At 44.9% G+C, this 20,374-nt stretch carries 15 protein-coding genes; 3 read left to right on the top strand and 12 right to left on the bottom strand.

From position 1 onward, the window contains the following. Nucleotides 1-14 precede the first annotated feature (14 nt). A complete protein-coding gene (glgB, locus tag ACXHJ2_RS09700; protein ID WP_165080698.1) occupies nt 15-1,940 on the bottom strand; it encodes a 1,4-alpha-glucan branching protein GlgB in 1,926 nt (641 codons plus the stop codon). Between the two features lie 235 nt (nt 1,941-2,175). Between glgB and ACXHJ2_RS09695 the strand changes: the two genes are divergently transcribed. Then, entirely contained in the window at nt 2,176-3,402 is a 1,227-nt protein-coding gene (locus tag ACXHJ2_RS09695) for a glucose-1-phosphate adenylyltransferase (RefSeq protein ID WP_165080700.1), read from the top strand. Between the two features lie 79 nt (nt 3,403-3,481). Here ACXHJ2_RS09695 and ACXHJ2_RS09690 read toward each other — a convergent pair whose 3' ends face one another. The 5 genes from ACXHJ2_RS09690 to ACXHJ2_RS09670 form a co-directional block, all read right to left on the bottom strand. Beyond that, the gene (locus tag ACXHJ2_RS09690; RefSeq protein ID WP_165081196.1) at nt 3,482-4,912 is read right to left on the bottom strand and encodes a sensor histidine kinase; all 1,431 of its coding nucleotides are present in this window, start codon (nt 4,910-4,912) and stop codon (nt 3,482-3,484) included. Further along, complete coding sequence (locus tag ACXHJ2_RS09685; protein ID WP_016820715.1) at nt 4,909-5,607, bottom strand: response regulator transcription factor; 699 nt, start codon at nt 5,605-5,607, stop codon at nt 4,909-4,911. The genes ACXHJ2_RS09690 and ACXHJ2_RS09685 overlap by 4 nt, the downstream gene beginning before the upstream one ends. Before the next feature lies 1 nt (nt 5,608). After that, nucleotides 5,609-6,943, bottom strand: a complete 1,335-nt coding sequence (locus tag ACXHJ2_RS09680) for a hypothetical protein (protein ID WP_165080702.1) — start codon at nt 6,941-6,943, stop codon at nt 5,609-5,611. Beyond that, a complete protein-coding gene (locus tag ACXHJ2_RS09675; RefSeq protein WP_025365016.1) occupies nt 6,940-7,665 on the bottom strand; it encodes a phosphonate ABC transporter ATP-binding protein in 726 nt (241 codons plus the stop codon). Before ACXHJ2_RS09675 ends, ACXHJ2_RS09680 begins: the two co-directional genes overlap by 4 nt. A gap of 81 nt (nt 7,666-7,746) precedes the next feature. Beyond that, nucleotides 7,747-8,889, bottom strand: coding sequence for an MFS transporter (locus tag ACXHJ2_RS09670; protein WP_165080704.1), 1,143 nt, complete (start codon nt 8,887-8,889; stop codon nt 7,747-7,749). 451 nt (nt 8,890-9,340) lie between these two features. Between ACXHJ2_RS09670 and ACXHJ2_RS09665 the strand changes: the two genes are divergently transcribed. Together ACXHJ2_RS09665 and ACXHJ2_RS09660 are read left to right on the top strand one after the other, a co-directional pair. Next, the gene (locus ACXHJ2_RS09665) at nt 9,341-10,258 is read left to right on the top strand and encodes an ArsR family transcriptional regulator (RefSeq protein WP_165080706.1); all 918 of its coding nucleotides are present in this window, start codon (nt 9,341-9,343) and stop codon (nt 10,256-10,258) included. Between the two features lie 66 nt (nt 10,259-10,324). Continuing rightward, nucleotides 10,325-11,089: an HAD family hydrolase gene (locus ACXHJ2_RS09660; RefSeq protein WP_013371449.1), complete on the top strand. Its 765-nt coding sequence runs from the start codon at nt 10,325-10,327 to the stop codon at nt 11,087-11,089. 65 nt (nt 11,090-11,154) lie between these two features. Here ACXHJ2_RS09660 and ACXHJ2_RS09655 read toward each other — a convergent pair whose 3' ends face one another. The 6 genes from ACXHJ2_RS09655 to ACXHJ2_RS09630 form a co-directional block, all read right to left on the bottom strand. After that, complete coding sequence (locus tag ACXHJ2_RS09655; protein ID WP_165080708.1) at nt 11,155-13,506, bottom strand: type IA DNA topoisomerase; 2,352 nt, start codon at nt 13,504-13,506, stop codon at nt 11,155-11,157. Between the two features lie 541 nt (nt 13,507-14,047). Next, the gene (locus ACXHJ2_RS09650) at nt 14,048-15,535 is read right to left on the bottom strand and encodes a glutamate synthase subunit beta (protein WP_165080710.1); all 1,488 of its coding nucleotides are present in this window, start codon (nt 15,533-15,535) and stop codon (nt 14,048-14,050) included. 237 nt (nt 15,536-15,772) lie between these two features. Continuing rightward, nucleotides 15,773-16,261: a dihydrofolate reductase gene (locus ACXHJ2_RS09645; RefSeq protein WP_165080712.1), complete on the bottom strand. Its 489-nt coding sequence runs from the start codon at nt 16,259-16,261 to the stop codon at nt 15,773-15,775. A gap of 17 nt (nt 16,262-16,278) precedes the next feature. After that, on the bottom strand, nt 16,279-17,073 hold the full coding sequence (gene thyA, locus ACXHJ2_RS09640; RefSeq protein ID WP_013371453.1) for a thymidylate synthase: 795 nt from the start codon (nt 17,071-17,073) through the stop codon (nt 16,279-16,281). A gap of 249 nt (nt 17,074-17,322) precedes the next feature. Then, nucleotides 17,323-18,744: a dihydrolipoyl dehydrogenase gene (gene lpdA, locus ACXHJ2_RS09635; RefSeq protein ID WP_013371454.1), complete on the bottom strand. Its 1,422-nt coding sequence runs from the start codon at nt 18,742-18,744 to the stop codon at nt 17,323-17,325. Between the two features lie 3 nt (nt 18,745-18,747). Further along, entirely contained in the window at nt 18,748-20,361 is a 1,614-nt protein-coding gene (locus tag ACXHJ2_RS09630) for a 2-oxo acid dehydrogenase subunit E2 (protein WP_165080714.1), read from the bottom strand. Nucleotides 20,362-20,374: the final 13 nt, after the last annotated feature.

Genomic DNA, 20,374 nt, shown 5'->3' with positions numbered 1-20,374 from the left:
TCCTCCTTATGTGGTTAATCTGCTTTTTTAGACCTACGTGGTGGTGTCTTCTTGAGTATAACGATGCTTAGAGGTGGAATCGTCACCTCCAAGCTGTGAAGCTGTCCGTGGTAAGGGATTTTGGAAGTACGTATCGCTCCGGAGTTGAGCTGACCCCTTCCCCCAAAGTCCTTATGATCGCTGTTCAGTAATTCCATATAGCTTCCTGCCTTTTGCAGCCCAATTCGATAATTTTCTCTTTGCACAGGCTGAAAATTAATAAGGACAACCAGCGTATCCCCCGTTTTTTTGCCTTTACGTAAATACGTAATCACACTCTGCCCACGGTCTTCAGCTTCAATCCATTGATAGCCGTCCCACGAATGGTCCAATTCCCATAATGCCTTCTCCTGAAGATATAAATGATTCAGTGCTTTCGCATATGCGTGCAGAGACCGATGACTGTCATAGTCCAGCAAAAACCAGTCAAGCTGATCCTCATCCTTCCACTCAATAAATTGACCAAATTCCCCTCCCATGAATAAAAGCTTTTTACCTGGTGAGGTCATTTGGTAGCCAAGAAGCGCCCGTAGCCCGGCAAATTTTTGTTCATAGGTGCCCGGCATTTTATCAAGCAGCGACTTTTTACCATGAACAACCTCATCATGTGACAATGGCAGTGTAAAATTTTCGCTGTACGCATAGGCTATGGGAAATGTCAGCAAATTATGGCGATCGGGTCGTTGATCAAACGCTGATTCCATATAATCAAGTGTATCGTTCATCCAACCCATATTCCATTTGTAATTAAAACCGAGCCCTCCATCGCTTACTGGGGAGGTCACCATCGGCCAAGCGCTGGACTCCTCTGCCATCATGAGTGCGTATGGATAATAGCGGAATACCGTCTCATTCAGCTGTTGAAGGAAGGCGATAGCCTCCTCATTTTCAATCCCTCCCTTGGAGTTGAGACAATATTGTCCTTCCTGCTTTTCAAAATCCAGTCGTAGCATACTCGTCACTGCATCCACACGCAGGCCATCAATATGATACACATCCATCCAGAACAATGCATTGGAGATCAAAAAAGAACGTACTTCTGGCTTGCTATAATCGAACGTTAGCGTTCCCCAGCCAGGCTTTTCCGCAATTAGCGGGTCCGCGTATTCGAACAGTGGCGATCCGTCAAATCGTCTCAAACCATGAGCATCCTTGGCAAAATGAGCCGGAACCCAATCCATAATCACTCCAATTCCCGCCTGATGGCAACGATCCACCAAATACATAAAATCATGTGGTTCACCATAACGGCTTGTGAGTGCAAAATACCCGGTGAGTTGGTAGCCCCAGGAAAGATCATACGGATGCTCACTCAGCGGCATCAGCTCAATATGTGTATACCCCATATCAGTTACATAAGGCACAAGAAGCTCAGCCATCTCCCTGTATGTATAAAACGTACCATCTGCTTTTTGCTTCCAAGTGCCTAGATGAAGCTCGTATATATGTAGAGGTTTACCATAAGGTGCTCTACGTTTGCGGCGCCAAGCTGCATCGTTCCAAACATAACCATCCAGTGAAGCTACCACTGAAGCTGTAGCTGGTCTCACTTCAGCACGTACGGCATAAGGATCGGCTTTCAGAAATCGTTCACCATTTGGACCTGTAATATCGTATTTGTAAAATGTTCCTTGGGATATCCCCGGAAAAAAACGACTCCAAAATCCGGATTTGGGAACCCTATATAAGGAATCCTGTTCCCCATTCCAGTTGTTGCGATCTGTAGCAAGCCCGACATGGAGAGCATGAGGAGCCCAGACCGTAAAACGAACGCCCTGTTCTCCGTTCTCCACAGTAAGGTGGGAACCCAAAGATCGGTAGCTGTGATAAAGCGTTCCTTCATGAAACAAATAAATATCTTCCGATGATATAGTCTGTTGCGGAAGAGTTTGGTCTGTCATCACGTCACCACCCTTTTATGTTTGTAAGTAAAAATGTATGAATCGGTAATGCATTCGCTTTTGGGTCAAAGCTGACTTGAGTTATTACCCCATTCTAGCCACAATGAACAGAAAAATGACTAGGAAAAAAATAAACCTTAGTTTTTGGGGAATCTTATATACCTGATGGTTCAAGAGTACCCCATACCGTTTATGTATGTACTACAACAGACAACTAAACCGGGAGGGAAACGAAATGTTTAATAAAGAATGCATTGCCATGCTGCTGGCAGGCGGAGAGGGACGCCGTCTTGCTCCCCTTACTTCAACGATTGCAAAACCCGCCGTACCTTTTGGCGGTCATTACCGGATTATCGATTTTCCTCTCAGTAATTGCGTAAATTCAAACATTGATACTGTAGGTGTACTGACGCAATATGAGGCGGAATCCTTGCACGAACATATTGGGGATGGGACTCCATGGGGACTTACAAAAACGGATGACAAAGGAATTACCCTGCTTCCATCTTATAATACAGGTAACGCTGAATACTTAGGAACGGCAGATGCTATTCATAAGAATATCGAATATATTGACAGCCAAAATCCAGAGCACGTGCTTATTTTATCCGGTGATCATATTTACTATATGAATTATCGCGAAATGCTGAACTACCATAAGGAAAAAGGAGCTGCGGCAACTATTTCTGTTATGGAGGTTCCTTGGGATGAAGCACACCGTTTTGGTGTTATGAGCGCCGATGAGGATCTGCGCGTCACTGAATTTGCAGAAAAGCCGGAGAAACCCGAAAGTAATTTGGCATCTATGGGGATTTATCTTTTCAAATGGGATTACTTAAGAAATTACCTGTTGGAAGACGCACAGGATCCTCAATCTAGTCATGATTTTGGCAAGGATATCATTCCTAAAATGCTGGCGGACCAAGAATCTCTATACGTTTATGAATTCCAGGGTTACTGGAAAGACGTAGGTACAGTTAAAAGCCTATGGGACTCCCACATGGACCTGCTGCAAGAAAATTGCGCGATTGACCTTCAGCGTCAAGACTGGCCGATGTATACGCGTGAACGCCGGACAAGGCTGAGCGCGCAAAAGGTGCTTGGTGGTAAAATGCAGTCATTGGATAGCCTCCTCCATGATTCCTGCCAAGTCGAAGGCCAAATTGAGCGCTCCGTAGTGTTTAGTGGCGTCGAGGTGGGAAAAGGCTCAACCATTAAGGAAAGTATCGTTATGCCTGACACACGTATTGGGCGCAACGTGCATATTGAGCACGCAATTATCGGTGAAGGTGCTGTGATTCGTGACGGCGCTATAATTAAAGGTAATCCGAGCGAAATTATGGTTATCGGCCCCAACGAAACAGTATTTGGGAAAATGGCAGTACGGCCGCAAACTACACGTATGCTAAAAGAAGTGTATGAGCGTAATACACGCTTGCGCGCAGAAGGCTTTACTTCATAACTCTCCCTAAAATTTCAAACAGCCAGCCCTCCAATAAGTGAGGACTGGCTGTTTTTATCATTATCTCTTACAATTGACTTTAAATTTGCCCTTCTGAGAGTTGTGGTGATTCCGGGGATGGCTCTGCTTGCAGAGCAGGCAATGAAACCGTAATGGTCGTTCCAGCTCCCAATTCACTTCTGATGAGCATCTGACCGTGATGACGCTCAACAAATTGTTGCGAGATTGCCAATCCCAGACCCGTTCCCCCATTTTGGTGGTCTACCTGGAAAAAGCGATCTCTTACTCTGGCAAGGTTTTCTTCACTAATCCCAATCCCTGTGTCCTGTACCGATATCTCGATATTGCCCTTAGTACGTTGAAGAGACAGATAAATAATCGAACTTTCATGCGAAAACTTGATAGCATTATCTACAATGTTCAAAAATACCTGCTTCAGACGGTTACCGTCTCCATGAACAAGATATGTCGTTTCCTCCGAATCCAATTGGAGCTTAATCTGCTTCATTTCTGCCTTAGCCCATACATTCAGCATAATTTCCTGCAAAAGCTCTCGAAGATCAACTGTTCCCATCACGAGCTTCATGGCATTTTGTTCCAGTTTAGAAAAATCGAGAATTTCCTCCACCAAACCGATCAGCCGATCCGTTTCCTTGGAAATAATCTGCATCCCGATCTTCGTTTCTTCCGGGTCATACCCACCAGAATTTAACGTTTCACTCCAGCCCTTAATGGAAGTAAGCGGAGTACGCAGTTCATGAGAAATGGATGAAATAAAATCATCCTTGATTTGATTTGTTCTGACAATCTCTTGTGCCATGTAGTTCAACGTCGATGCCAGTTCACCCAGTTCATAGCGATAATCGCCTTTGATACGTGCATCAAATCGACCCTGGGCCATCTGAGCAGATACATCACGAATATTGTTAATCGGTCTGACAATGGAATTGGCAAGCCCCGTGCTCACTACAAATACAATAATCAGTACAGCCGCCATGATTCCGACCGAAAATAATGTAATGATAAATAACTTGTCATTTACTAATTCCAGCGAAGTCGTATACCGGATAATATACACCTGATCCCCGACGATATTGTCCAGTTTTTGAGATACCGCCATTACCTGTTGTCCCGTACTCGGTTGCTTTCCGATCCATTTGCCTGTATCTCCAGCTAAGGCTTGTGTCACATCACTGGTTTGCACACTTAGATCTGCAGCAAAATTTGTCGAGTTATCAATTACATTCCCCTGTTCATCCAGCAATTGTAGTTCAGTGTTGGGCAGAGAAAATGTATCCAACAAATACGATTGTAATGATTGCTCCGGCTCTTTAAATTTGGATGCAAATTCACTTACCGATTGGATACGGTTCTCGATCTTTTTATAAATGGTGTCATAATAATACGACCGGAGTGCAAACATAAAAATGACCTCTACTAACAGAAGCGCCAAGAACACTACGAAAAAATAGTGAAGCACAATCTGTCGGCGAATTCCCTTTTTGATCATTGAGACTGACCTTTCCATTTATATCCATGTCCCCACACAGTTTGTAAAAAAGCTGGCTCGGATGGATTGTTTTCAATTTTCTGCCGCAGACGTCGGATATTCACATCGACAATTTTCGGATCACCCATATATTCTTTGCCCCATACGTGGTCAAGTAGTACATCTCGGCTGAGCGGCGTATTTTCTTTCTCCAGAAAAAACTGAATCAGCGAAAACTCTGTCGGTGTCAGCTCGATCAGCTGTCCGTTTTTCTTAAATTGTTTAGCTATCAAATCCAGCGTAAACGGACCGGACTGGAATGACACCTTGGCTGCTGTTTCACGATGTACATTCACCCGACGCAATAACGATTGAATACGTGCAATCAGCTCTGTCGGGCTGAAAGGCTTGCTCACATGATCATCAGCCCCTACAGACAAGGCATACACTTTATCCTGTTCCTGAACCTTGGCTGTTAGAAAGATAATGCCAATACGCTCATTCGTTTCCCGAATTCTCCGACAAACCTCAAAACCATCCATCCCAGGCACCATCACGTCAAGCAGCGCGATATCAATATCCCGCACCGTGTTCAAAATATTCAGAGCCTCATGCCCATCTGCCGCCTCCAGCACCTCAAAACCGTTACGTTTCAAGTTAATAACGATAAAGCTACGGATCGATTCCTCGTCTTCCATGATTAAAACTTTACTCACTCTATTCTACCTGCCTTTCCCCCATCTTGTTTTTAATGGTTTTACGTGGTTCCAGCTCGCTGGATCGCTTGATACCAACTACCTGTGCGTTCGTTCGCCACAATTGGCTATAGCCTTCATTGTTTCGCTCCCATTGTGACAATGAGAAAAATTTAATTTCCGCTATCGTTTTGTCTGTATCATCCAAAATAAACCGCAAATAGCTGTCTTTCCTTGAAACCTTCGGATCAATAGTCACCTTGCCGTGTAACTCTTTTGGCAGCCTGAAATAGACCTGTTCATTAGAATCACGATACTGCTGCTGTTTGAAAATCGTTCCTTTGACCCCATCCCACTGATAGAACGATACAAAATACGGAACTTCATCCAGCGGCCTGTTGCTCCAGCCTTTAGGCTTCTCTAAATTCCCAAATTCGAGAATACCGTCACCATCCACATCACCACTGGCGATGGTGGCATCCTTAAAGGTAACATCCATAAGATTGAGCTTTCTGAGTTTGCCGTGATCCATCACGATAACATTAGATACTGTAGTCGTCTGGGCAATCTTTGTATCTATAATGATTCCCTGCCTACCCTGAGCTACCTTACCAGCGACGACATTGTAGACACCTAGAGCCTGACTATCCAATTCCAACGATCCGATTTCCTTAAAGGTCCCTCCGCTGAACTGGAATGTTTTGACGGTAAAAAATTCATTACGACGGAGCAAGATAATCGTTAAGTCATTCAGATTGTCCCCGTTCAAATCCATCTTCTTATGGTTAAAATCGTCTACAACGAAGTCCGTATAGCCTGTTGCATATATTTTTTCTAACGTTCCTCCAGTATAAGAGTATACGATAAGACCCTTCTGGTCCCCGTTCTCGCCACTGTCTCCGCTCGAAAAACCTGCTACAATATCAAGCGTACCGTCATTCGTTAAATCTACAAGCTTAAATGATTCCAACACCGTGCCTTCCCCATCAAATGTGAGCTTCTTTACCCACGTTCCTCCTTGATCTTCAAACAAGGCACCATGTATTTTTACGCTCTCATCTGGTGTTTCATAAAAAAGCACCGCTTCGTCTATACCATCATTATTCAAATCTCCCGTCCGAATTGGCGTAGGATCATCCGGATCATTCGGCCTTAAAGGCTGTACCGCCCCTAATTGCGTATTTACTGCTCCATTCAGCTGTTGTTTCTCATCAGACATCGTTGGTGTCTGCATCAGCGAAATCGGATCGCTAATCACATTACAGCCGCTTAAAAATCCAGCAAGGAGCAGCAAGGAGCAGCAGCCAGCCACCATTTTCAACAGCATTATTCTCACTTCTCTTGCCGTCCCCTTCACAATTTGTTCTTTTCTGCCTGTGTCAATCGTCTTCCCTGGATATCAAACACCAGCTCGCCCTCATTCAGACCCCAGATTCGGGAAGCAAAACGTTCAGCCATTTCCAGCGGTAGTACAGTAATGATTGTTACTCGCTCGTCAGAACACAGCTTGCGAAAGGTTTCCAGTACATGCGCTGCTGAGGCAGGATCAAGTCCATTTACAGGCTCATCAGCTAAAATAACCTTAGCTCCGTGAACGAGAGCACGCGCAGTCGCTACCCGCTGACGTTCGCCGCCGCTGAGCTTGTCGCATTTATCATGCGCCTTATCCAACAGACCCAAATCCTCCAGAACGTCCATCGCTCCCATATAATCGTCAGAACGCACCATGCCAGTTACCATTCTCCACCAGGGGGTTTGACCCGATCTGCCAATGAGCACATTTTTAAGAGCGGTCCGATTCATATTAAGATGCGGATTTTGCTCCAGATATGCCCATTCCCGTTTTAATTTCATCTTGCCCGTCCACCCGGATTTCAGTACATCATTGCCTCCTACAATCAGACTGCCTTCTTCCCAAGGCTCCTGTAAAGCAAGACAGCGAAGAAGTGTCGTTTTACCGCTTCCGCTTGGCCCCACTATAGCAATGAATTCACCCTGATGAATTTCAGTATCAATCCCTCGAAGTAACGGGGTACGTTCAGGCCCCACTTGCTTGGTCAGCTTCCGAATTTTAATCATCTATGATTCCCCTTTGTCCGCCATCAATACATGTTTATATTTTATAGTAATTGTGAAACAAATACCATGCAAACCGCAGTTTTAAACAGCTGGTACTCTTATTCGGGAAAACAAACCTAACAATCCAAAAACAATGTAACTACCTCCAAGGACTAGAAACATGCTGCCTTGAGTTCCAATGTCCAGCAATCCTCCGCTAATATTAGGTCCGATCACACTTCCTAGATTAAAATGAAAGGATGCCAGCACATTCGCAGCCGCTAAAAATGATTTGGGCAACAGGTCAGCTGCATAGGCCAAACCAAGTGAGAAAAAGGAGCCTACCAATCCACCTGCGATGGTCAGCAATACCAAAGTGAACATAAAATGATTACCACTCCATGGTAGCAATATGAAGGTCAATCCTCCCGCTATACCTACGCTCATTAGCACCTTTTTACGTCCCCAACGGTCGCTTAATATACCTAAAGGCAGTTGCAGCACTAAGCCCCCCAAACTAACGAAAGGCAGCAAAGCAGCAATTTCATCGGTATGGAAGCCAATACGGAGGCCATAGACTGGAAAATTACTGTTCAGGCTCGCTTCCATATAACCGTAGAGAAATGCAGGCAACAGAGCGTACCATGCCCAGCTATAGCTGCGCCGGAATCTTTTTGCGGGACGCGCCTCAGTTTCCTGCTTCTCCGGTCTGGAGTCAGGTAGCTTGATTAACACCAGCAGCAACACAAGTAAGCACAAAAAAGCCAACGCAGCAAATGGAACCAGCATTCCATAATCGAGTAGCCATAATCCCAACGGGCCTAATGCAAAACCCAGACCGTAAGACATACCATAAAAGGAAATGTTGCGGCCTCGATTCTCTGCTGGAGTTACCAGCAATATCCACAACTGCGCAGAATAATGCAACGCACTGTCACCAATACCTACTAGCAGGCGCAGTACGAACCAAACCCGAATATCAGGGATTAGCGTGATCAGCACAAGCACAAGACCACCAGCCATCAGCTTTTTAAATCCCAGCCACCCCAAAGTCCGTTCAGCCACCAGTGTCATTGCGAATGAACCAATATACAGTGCAGCCGCGTTCATTCCGTTTAGCGAAGACGAAACTCCCATTTGTTCCAAAGAGATCGACAGAATGGGCAATAGTAAACCCTGACATAATCCAGCAACAATAATAACTGCAATTAAGATAAAATAATGAACACGTAACGACGACGACATCCCAGCTCCTCCTGCTCGAACAAATAAATTATTAACATCATAAAATGAATGTTTAGAAATGATTTGCATTTGATACCATAATCAATAATAAATCTTATCACGATGTGTACCATGATTTTTTAAAAATCGATATATTACATATTAAGATGTTTTTAGCGTTTAATTTTAGTGTATTAAAGAGAGAAATAAAAAAATCGCCATCTGAGATGACGATTTTACGGATAGAGCTAGTCTGGTATGTATCCGACTCCTCGGTTAAGAGCCTCGTATGTTCAATCCGACCAAGTTCACGTCACAACGCACTATTTCATATTATAGTGGACAATGCCTGGCAGAACAAGCCATAATAAATGAGTGGGCAATTTCAAAATGCTCATGTTTTGCTTATGGACGGGCTTTATTTACGTTCACCGCTCTGGGCTAGAAGACAGAATAGGAGGCATTTGGTTCCATGAGTTATCAAATTAAAATAGACACTTCCCCAATTTATGAATTGCTCGGCAGCTTTATGGCCTATGTAACTAAAAAGTGGGTCCAAGATATGGACTTGGGCCATGAATGGATCGACAAGGTGGATGCACGATTACAACAGGAAGTTCGTACTGAGCTAGCTACAGCTCAGGATTGCCCTTTTAGCGATTATGACGCACTCTATGCCTGGGCGTTGCTTCGACCAGAATCAGATGAAATATCCGACTATATTTCTTACTTGGATCACGGACCGGATAAGGATATGTTTGAGTTGCTTGTTCCGCATATTCCTTTTTTAACCTTTGAAGAATCTTTACGCATTCGTAAGGTATATGCACCGCTCCTCAGATTGTGGGATCGTGACTATTTTCGGGCCTTGGAAGGCGAACTGCGTGTATTGGCAGAAGAAGATGCTGCGGAAAAGCGCATGCTGTTAAGTAAAATGGAACCGGAAGCACTTGTTGAATATGCGACAGCTGGACTAGTCGTGCCACATATGGAAGACCTCGATACAGTAGTGCTGTTTCCGGTCGTTCATAATCGCCCAATTAATTCATACTGCTTTTACACCCGTACACTGCTGATCCAGTATCCGGTAGATATTCCCGAAGAGAGTGAGGAAGAACCGCCCACGCTTCTACTACGACTCACTCGTGCAGTCAATGATCCACAACGGCTGCGCATTTTGCGTTATGTAGCTCAAGGTCCTAAGTCTCTTGAAGACATGCGTCATGATTTGAGCCGATTGGAAGATACACTAATGTCTGATATGATGATTTTGCGTGTGGCTGGTTTGCTCCGCATACACATTGGACGCTATCACAAGGAAAAATTCAGCATCCGTCCCGACGGTGCGGCTGATTTGCAGGTATTTTTGGAATCCTATATTGGATTGTAATTTGAATCGCAACTTTAGTTATAAACTGAACACCGTTAAAGCTTTGGCTTGGAAGGAGTATGCATCATGTCGTATCCGAAACAGCACATTTTATTTGATCTTGATGACACTTTGGTCCACTGCAACAAGTATTTCGACCTTATTCTCAACCACTTTTTCGATTTGCTTCAGGAATGGTTTGCAGCTCATAACCTAACGAGAAATACAATCCGTGAAAAACAAATTGAAATTGATGTGGCTGGGGTTCATCAGGTGGGTTTTGCCAGCGAGCATTTTCCACAATCCCTAATAGATACGTACCAGTTTTTCTCTGAACAATTCGGACGCCGTACGGATTCTCGGGAAGAGCAGGAGCTTCGCTCGCTTGGCCGAAGTGTGTACGAGCAGGAAATTGAACCGTATCCAGGTATGGCCGAAACGTTAAATTCACTCCAAAAAGCAGGGCATTCCCTTCACCTTTATACGGGCGGTGAGCAGGTCATTCAAGAAAGAAAGATTGAGCAAATGAAGCTGGCTACTTACTTTGATGACCGTATCTATATTCGCCAGCATAAAAATGTCGAAGCACTGGAAGAAATCATCCAAATAAATCGGCTGGACCGAGGCATCACCTGGATGATTGGGAATTCTTTACGCACCGACGTATCTCCAGCCCTTGCGGCAGGTATTCACGCTGTGTATCTTAAGCAGCCTAAAGAATGGATTTACAATATGGTTGAATTGCAAAAAAACGTGAACTCTGTAATGTATACAATACAAAAGCTAACAGAAGTGCCACGGGTGATCCACGAAAGCATACAATTGCATCAACAAAAAAGGACCCTCGGATAGGGTCCTTTTTTCGTGTTTAAAAAGTCATTCAACCTTCACATTCTACTATGATAGACGACCCTATTTCAGGATTCCTCACGAACGCTAAGTTGTCCTGTTCCTGGTACATCCAGAACTATCCGCGCTTTGACGGTCGATCCGTCCTTCCGTTTAAAAGACAACAATTGCGTCTGCCCCTTCGCGAGCAGGGACTTGAGCATCGTTTCGGTAATCTGCTTGCCAGCATATTCCTTCCAAATGACAAAGCCACAGCCCTGCTTAAAGTGGCTACATCCATACCCTTTACGACCTTCAATAATGCTTCCACCGCAATTGGAGCACGGGCAGCTGCCTAACGCCTGCCTTTGGCTCACTGAAGCATCTGACTGTCCATCAGATGAGCTCCGCGCTGCTTTTGTAGCTGAACTGCGTCTTGTTGGTGGTGCTGCTTGCTTTAGCGCAGCACTTCCTGCACTACTACCGCCTCCTGATGGTGTGCGGTCCATTCCTTTGGCGGTGGCACGTCCACTCGCGCCTATACTGCGGGCGTTCCCCTTGCCTCCCGAGCGATTACTCCTTGCCTCCTCGCCAAAGGCATTTGCGGGAGCAGGTGGCTGCTGCCTTACCTTATCAATGATGGACAACGTGAATCTTTTAACGTTATCCATAAACTTCTCCTGAGCTGCCTCACCCTTGGAAATTTGATGAAGACGGCGTTCCCATTGACCTGTCATTTCCGGTGAGGCTAATAGATCTACCCCGGCATGACGGATCAGGTCAATAGCCATCTTTCCCTTATCTGTAATAAGAATCTTTTTGCCCTTCATTTCAATGTAGCCGACTTTCTTCAATCGTTCAATTGTGGCAGCTCGTGTCGCAGGTGTACCTAAGCCAGCGTCCTTCATAACCTCGCGTAATTCCTCATTCTCCATCTGCTTGCCGGCGCTTTCCATCGCTTTAAGCAATGTGCCCTCCGTGTAGCTTTTAGGGGGCTGAGTCGCCTTTTCTTTCATCTCGGCGCGAACACAATCCACCAGACGCCCTGCATCAATTTCAAACTTCTTGTCTGTCCACTCGTCCGTTTCCTCTTCATCTTCTTTTTTTGATGTTTTGCTCTTTTTACCTTTATCCTGGTCAGCCTTGCTCAAAACCACTTTCCATCCTAAGGACAGAAGCTCCTTAATATTGGTTTTAAACAAATGCTTGTCCACCTGCGTCATTACGGTATGCATTTTATATTCAGCCGGCGGGAAAAAATGCGACAGAAACCTACGAATAACCAGGTCGTATACATTTTGTTCCTCCTTGCTTAGCGTCCCCGGTCTTTTTAACGTCGGCAAGATAGCATGGTGATCCTCAACACGAGACGGATTGCAGACCGATTTATTCTGTTTATGGACCAAATTAGGGTTTGCTTGTTGAACCAGATCAGCATAAGGGCCTGTCCCGAGCATCCGTAATGCCTTATGCATGCCGTCTATATTCTGCTCTGTCACATAGTTAGAGTTGGTACGCGGATAGGAAATGACCTTGTGACGCTCATAAAGCGCTTGTGCCACATCCAGCGTTTTTTTGGCCGAATAACCGTACTTGGCATTCGCCTCTCGTTGAAGCAACGTCAAATCGTACAATTTAAAAGGATACTCCTTTGTCTGCTTCGTATCATATTTGGTAATCTTCCCCTCTTTTCCGCGTACCGCCGCAGCAATCCCCTCAGCTTCTTCCGGTTTCGTCAGCCGATCTCCCTGCCATGCCCCTTTGTACTTAATCTGATCTTGCTTAAACTCAGCCCACACGTCATAGAAGGTTTGAGACTGAAATGCTTCAATTTCCTTTTCTCTATCATGAATTAGTGCCAGCACGGGAGTCTGTACCCGTCCTACCGACAGCAGGGTGTTATGACGTGTTGTGAACGCTCTGGAAGCGTTCATGCCAATCAGCCAGTCCGCTTCACTTCGTGCCCGCGCAGCTTGAGTCAGGAATTCAAACTCCGAGGCATCTCGTAATCGTTCAAAGCCTGTCGCAATACTTTCCGCCGTCAAGTCCGAAATCCACAAACGCTTAACCGGCTGTCGGAGCTTTAGCTGCTGCTGAATTAACGCAAAAATATACTGTCCTTCACGCCCAGCATCACAAGCATTCACGATGGCATTGCAGCGCTTGGCCAGCTCACCAATTATTTTTAGCTGATCTTTTGTTTTCGGATTGGGTACAATTTTGAACTGCTCAGGGATAATCGGAAGATCTTGAATACTCCATCGTTTGTACTTAGTATCGTAAGCATCCGGCTCAGCCAGGCCCAACAAATGACCGATCGCCCACGTTACAATGTATTTCTCCCCTTCCAAATAAGTACGGTTATTTTTAGCACGCGGCTCCATTACAGCAGCAATCGTCCGTCCCATATCTGGTTTCTCAGCAATAATCAACGTCTTCATTCATTCCATTCCTTCCTGACGGCCTTCTGTTCCTCCTCCATAAACCATAAAATACATGGAACACAAATGAAAACAGGTATCCCGGCCTCATGCAAAAGGAGCCTTCTCCATGGCGAAAGCTCCTTTGTAAATTTATTTCGTCTAGCGCTTCAACAATATACGTCTATTATACCATAGATAGCACGGTTCTCTCAGGTCATGATTTTACTCTATGTTGAAACTACACCATCAATAAACACGGGTCATATTTATGTTAATTTATATTACATATATTTAAGTTTTCAGCTAATTGTTTTGTAAAATAAAAGTATTTTCTTTAAAAAGGCTACACACATCCTCCTTATTTATGTTATGATCACTATAGATAACAGTTGAATGATTAAAAACTCAATTCAAAGTCATTTTATATGACATTAAGTTTACACACTTTTGTACACCCCCTAGAAAATTGGATTCAACAACTAGCGACAATGCTTGAAACACAAATAAAGCCCCATCCTAAGATGGAGCCTTTACTTGATTCGTAACATTAAATTTATAATTACACCAAAACAGTAGTACCCATGAGGTATTTATCAACTTCACGTGCTGCTTCTCGACCTTCATTAATAGCCCACACAACCAGACTTTGTCCGCGGCGCATGTCACCCGCAGCAAACACCTTATCCACATTCGTCACATATTTCCCATAACGTGCCTTAACGTTGGAGCGACGGTCCGTTTCCAAACCGATTTCCTTCACAATCGTTTGCTCAGGCCCATCAAACCCAATTGCAATCAGTGCAATTTGTGCTGGGAATACACGTTCCGTACCTGGAATCGGTTGATAGATTTTACGTCCAGTTTCATCAACAATACGTTGGATTTGAATGGTGTGCAGTTCTTTCAGATTGCCATTCTCATCACCTACAAATTTGGTTGTCATGATGGAGAACTCACGCGGGTCTTCCCCGAACAACGCTTTCGCTTCTTCCTGTGCATAATCGAGAGAGTACACATTCGGAAACTGCGGCCAAGGATTGGCAATCGGATCACGTTCCAGTGGAGCTTTGGTGTGTGTGCCAAATTGAGTGACACTCCGGCAACCATGCCGCAAAGAAGTAGCTACACAGTCCGAACCTGTATCACCACCACCGATAACAATAACGTCCTTACCTTTGGAAGACAAATAGTTGCCATCTTCAAGGTTAGAATCCAGATAACTTTTGATGGTGCCATTCAAATAATTCATAGCATAATGGACGCCATTCAAATCACTGCCTTCAATATTGAATTCTCTCGGCTTTGTAGATCCACCGCATAGCACAACCGCATCATAGTCGGCAACCAACTGTTCAGTAGGGATATCCTTGCCAATTTCCGTATTCGTGATGAATTGAATACCTTCAGCCTCCAGCAAGTCTACACGACGCTGTACAACCTTCTTATCCAGCTTCATGGATGGGATTCCGTACATCAGCAACCCACCTACACGATCTGCACGCTCATATACAGTCACGCTGTGCCCTGCTTTGTTAAGCTGTGCTGCCGCAGCCAATCCCGCAGGACCCGAGCCAACAATAGCCACTCGTTTGCCTGTACGTTTTTCCGGCGGGTTAGGAACAACCCAGCCTTCCTCAAAACCTTTTTCGATAATCGCTTCCTCAATTGTCTTAATGGTAACAGACTGCCCGATAAGGCCAACAGTACATGAGCCTTCACATGGCGCAGGACAGACACGGCCCGTAAATTCGGGGAAGTTATTCGTTTTGTGCAGCCGATCTAACGCTTCCTTCCACAAACCACGATATACGAGATTGTTCCATTCCGGAATAAGATTATGAACCGGGCAGCCTAAAGTTGCTCCCATGAGATCCATCCCCGTATGACAATAAGGAGTTCCGCAGTCCATACAACGCGCCCCTTGGGTACGCAGCTCTTCTTCAGACATATGCTTATGGAATTCTTCCCAATCCTTTATACGCTCTGCCGGGTCCCGGTCTGTAGGAAGTTGTCGTGTGTATTCCATAAATCCAGTTGGTGTAGACATGTTACGTTCCCCCATCTCTTCGCTTATGAACCCCGATCATCCATTCAGAATTCTAATCAAATTCGAACTTGTCTGTTTGTGTTATGAAAGGGTCTGTTCTCGTTGAATTTGATTTATTGTATCACAATACAGCGTAAAAGTAATGAAAACTTATGCAACTTTCTGCATCTACAGCCAAAAGGATTTTTTATATGGTTTATTAATTTTTCAAATGAGCTAGGTCGAGTTTATCTATTGTTATTCTGTACTCTCGTAAACAACAAAACGGTAGTCATACAGGTTTTTGTCGTCCTTGATACCTGGCGTCTCACTGACTATAGTCCAGCCGCTCCAATCCAGCTCAGGAAACGTCGTATCACCTTCAAAGGTCTCCTCAATTCGAGTCACAATCAGCCGATCAGCATGTGGCCAAAACAGTGAATAAATCTCCGCTCCGCCAATGACCATTAGCTCTTCTTTCTGGGCAAGTTGGAGCCCTTCTTCCAGCGTATGGATTACTTCCGCACCTTCCGCCTGATAGCGCTCATCTCGAGTCAAAACGACGTTGCGACGGTTTGGTAGGCTTTTCCCGCCAAAGGATTCCCACGTTTTGCGTCCCATGAGTACCGTTTTATTAATCGTCTGCTCTTTGAAGAAGGACATGTCTCTGGGAAGGCGCCAAGGAAGACTGTTATCCCGGCCAATCACACCATTTTGTGCCATAGCCCATATCATCGAAATGCTCATCTTTCCACCTCCTCTAATCAGATGGCGACAGGCGCCTTGATCCCTGGGTGATGCTCGTAATTCTCAAAAACAAAATCCTCGTAAGTGTAATCAAAAATGGATTCCGGCTTGCGCAGGATTTTTAACTGTGGTAAGGGATAAGGATCACGCTCCAACTGCGTATGCACTTGTTGTATATGGTTTGAATAAATATGCACATCGCCGCCTGACCAAATAAACTCTCCAGGCTCCAAACCGCACTGCTGTGCAACCATATGCGTCAGCAATGCATAACTAGCGATGTTGAACGGCAGTCCAAGGAATGTATCCACTGAACGCATCGTCAGCATACAGGATAACTTTCCTCCAGCTACGTAGAACTGGAATACAAAATGACATGGTGGCAACTTCATCGATTCAATTTCAGCTACATTCCAAGCACTCACGATATGTCGACGTGAATCCGGATTGTTTTTGATAGCCTCAATGACATTCGCAATTTGATCAATATGTTGTCCGTCCGGTGTTTCCCATGCGCGCCATTGCGATCCATACACAGGTCCCAGATTCCCCTGCTCGTCTGCCCATTCATCCCAAATGCTAACTCCGTTCTCCTTGAGATAAGCAATATTGGTATCCCCTCGCAAAAACCATAACAGTTCATGTATAACGGATTTCAAATGTACTCTTTTAGTGGTCACCAACGGGAAGCCCTTGGCCAGATCAAAACGAAGTTGCCTTCCGAACACAGATAATGTTCCCGTCCCTGTCCGATCCTCTTTTTTCACTCCGTTCTCTAAAATATCCTCCAACAATTCCAAGTAGTTGCGCACGTTGTTTCTCTCCTTTGAGCATGAATAAAATACAGCATCGTCAATTTTTAATTTTTAAAATTCTCGATCTACCCCATTAATCTATATTTAGTTTATCATGTAGGGTACTTTTTTGACCATGTGCTGTGTGAATTTTCATGATAGTCCAATAATCTTAAAGTTTGAAAAAAAGAGACAAAGAGCGCAGATATAGCGCTCCTTGCCTCTTTTTTCATGTATGAAAACCAAAAACAAGATAATGAAAAGGAATTAGCGACGTGGCGCCAATGCGTGGATCGGATGACCCATTACGACTTCTGCAGCTTCCATCACAAGTTCGCCCAGTGTAGGGTGAGCATGGATAGTCAAGGAGATATCTTCGAGTGTAGCACCCATTTCAATCGCCAGACCCAGCTCAGCAATCAGGTTGGAAGCTTCCAGACCTACGATTTGCGTACCCAGTACCAGACCTGTATCTGCGTCAGCTACGATTTTTACAAAGCCTTCAGCAGCGTTCAGGGAAACGGCACGACCGTTTGCTCCATAAGAGAACTTGCCAACTTTGACATTATAGCCTTTTTCTTTAGCTTGTGTCTCTGTGTAGCCTACGCTAGAGCATTCTGGATCTGTGAACACAACAGCCGGAATACATTTATAGTCTACAACAGATGGTTGGCCAGCAATTACTTCAGCAGCTACTTTACCTTCGTAAGAAGCTTTGTGAGCCAGAGCAAGACCAGGAACAATATCGCCGATTGCGAAGATGTGAGGGATGCTTGTGCGTCCTTGGTGGTCAACTTTCACCATTCCGCGTTCATCCAGTTCTACACCGATCAAATCCAGACCCAGTTCACCGTCTGTATTTGGACGACGTCCAACAGTTACAAGCAGGTACTCAGCAGTTACTTCTTTGCTTTCACCATTAACAGAGAATTTCACTGTTACATCTTTATCAGTTTGTTCTGCACTTTCCGCTTTAGCGCCAGTGAAGATTTCGATACCTGTTTTCTTCATGCTTTTCGAAACGATGGAAGTCATATCTTTATCGAAGCCAGGAAGAACAGTATCCATACCTTCAATAATCGTTACTTTGGAACCGAATTTGGAATACATTTGTCCAAGCTCTGCACCAATATATCCACCACCGATAACGATCAGGCTTTTCGGAATTTCAGGCAGGTTCAATGCTTCAGTAGAAGACAGAATGCGTCCGCCAAACGGGAATGGCTTCAATTCGATAGGACGGGAGCCTGTTGCGATAATTGCATTTTTAAAACGGTAACGTGGTGATTCATGTTCGTTGAATACACGCGCTTCGTTTTCGTTGATGAACATGCACTCACCGTTGAAAACTTCGACTTTGTTGCCTTTGAGCAAGCCGCTTACGCCGCCAGTCATTTTCTTAACAACACCGTTTTTGAATTCTTGTGTTTTTGCAAAATCTACTTTTACATTTTCAGCCGTAATACCGAAAGTTTCGCCATGTTTAGCTGCTTCGTATTGATGAGCTGCAGAGATCAAAGCTTTGGATGGAATACATCCACGGTTCAAGCAGACACCGCCCAGCTCAGATTTGTCAACGATCAATACGCTTTGTCCCAATTGTGCGGCACGGATGGCAGCTACATAGCCGCCAGGACCCGCACCGATAACCAATGTGTCAATATCCAGAGAAGCGTCTCCTACTACCATTGATTACACCTCCATTACAAGCAGCTCAGGGTTAGCGAGCAGCTGTTTAATATAGTTCATGAAGTTTTGAGCAGTTGCACCGTCAATAATACGGTGGTCAAAGCTCAGGGAAAGAGCCATTACTGGAGCGGCAACAATTTCACCGTTTTTCACGACTGCTTTTTCGCTGATGCGGCCAGTACCCAAAATTGCAACCTCAGGGAAGTTGATGATTGGAGTAAAGAACATACCGCCTGCGGAACCAATGTTCGTGATGGAAATCGTGCTTCCTCTCATTTCATTGGCAGCCAATTTACCATCACGACCGCGTACAGCCAGGTCACGAATGGAATCAGCAATCATCCAGATACTCTTACGATCAGCATCTTTGATAACAGGAACGATCAAGCCGTTGTCTGTATCTGTAGCGATACCGATGTTGTAGTATTTTTTGTAGACAATTTCGTTAGCTTCTTCGTCGATCGAGGCATTCAGAGCCGGGAATTGACGGGAAGCGGCAACCAAAGCTTTTACGATGAATGGCAGGTAAGTTACTTTTGTGCCTTTCTTCTCTGCAATTGGTTTGATACGAGTACGGAAAGCAACCAGCTCAGTTACATCCACTTCGTCCATAATTGTAACGTGTGGAGCCGTGTAAGCCGACTTAACCATAGCATTGGAAATTGCTTTACGGATACCTTTAAATGGTACGCGTTCTTCCTCAGCACGCGGATCTGCAGCTGGTGCGGATGGTGCTGCTGCTTTCGCTTCTTTTTTAGCTGGCTCTTGCGCTTTTGCAGCTTCTTTTGCTACTGGTGCAGCCGCTTGGCCTCCACCATTTTTGAAAGCTTCTACATCTTCTTTAGTGATTTTACCGTTTTTGCCGGAGCCACTCACTTGAGCGATGTTAACACCTTGCTCACGTGCAAATTTGCGAACGCTAGGTGTAGCCAGTACGTCTTTGTTCGAAGCAGCAGGTGTTGCACCTGGTTGCGTGTTCGCTCCACCTTTGGCAGCATCCTCTTCTTGTTTAACAGCAGCTGGTGCTTCTTCTTGCTCAGGAAGTTCACCTTCAGCAGCGATGACAGCCACAACTTGACCTACGTTAAAGATGTCTCCGTCTTTGGCAAATACTTCTTGAACCGTACCATTAACCGGACATGGAACTTCAACTACAGCCTTGTCGTTTTGTACTTCCATGATGATATCATCATCAGTTACTTTGTCGCCGGGCTTGATGTGCATCTTGATGATTTCGCCTTCGTGAAGACCTTCACCCAGCTCTGGGAATTTATATTCAAATCTAGCTGCTCCTGCAGCTCCGCCTTGTGCAGCAGCACTTGGCTCAGGGCTAGCAGCTGGCGCTTCTGGTGCATCTTCTTGTTCAGGAAGTTCACCTTCTGCGTCGATGACAGCCACAACTTGACCTACGTTGAAGACGTCTCCGTCTTTGGCAAATACTTCTTGAACCGTACCATTAACCGGACATGGAACTTCAACTACAGCCTTGTCGTTTTGTACTTCCATGATGATATCATCATCAGTTACTTTGTCGCCGGGCTTGATGTGCATCTTGATGATTTCGCCTTCGTGAAGACCTTCACCCAGCTCCGGGAATTTATATTCAAATTTTGCCACGTTTAAAACCTCC

This window comes from Paenibacillus sp. ALE3, from assembly GCF_054113405.1.
Note: the sequence above shows the minus strand (reverse complement) of the source record. Positions and strands in the feature narration are given on the sequence as shown.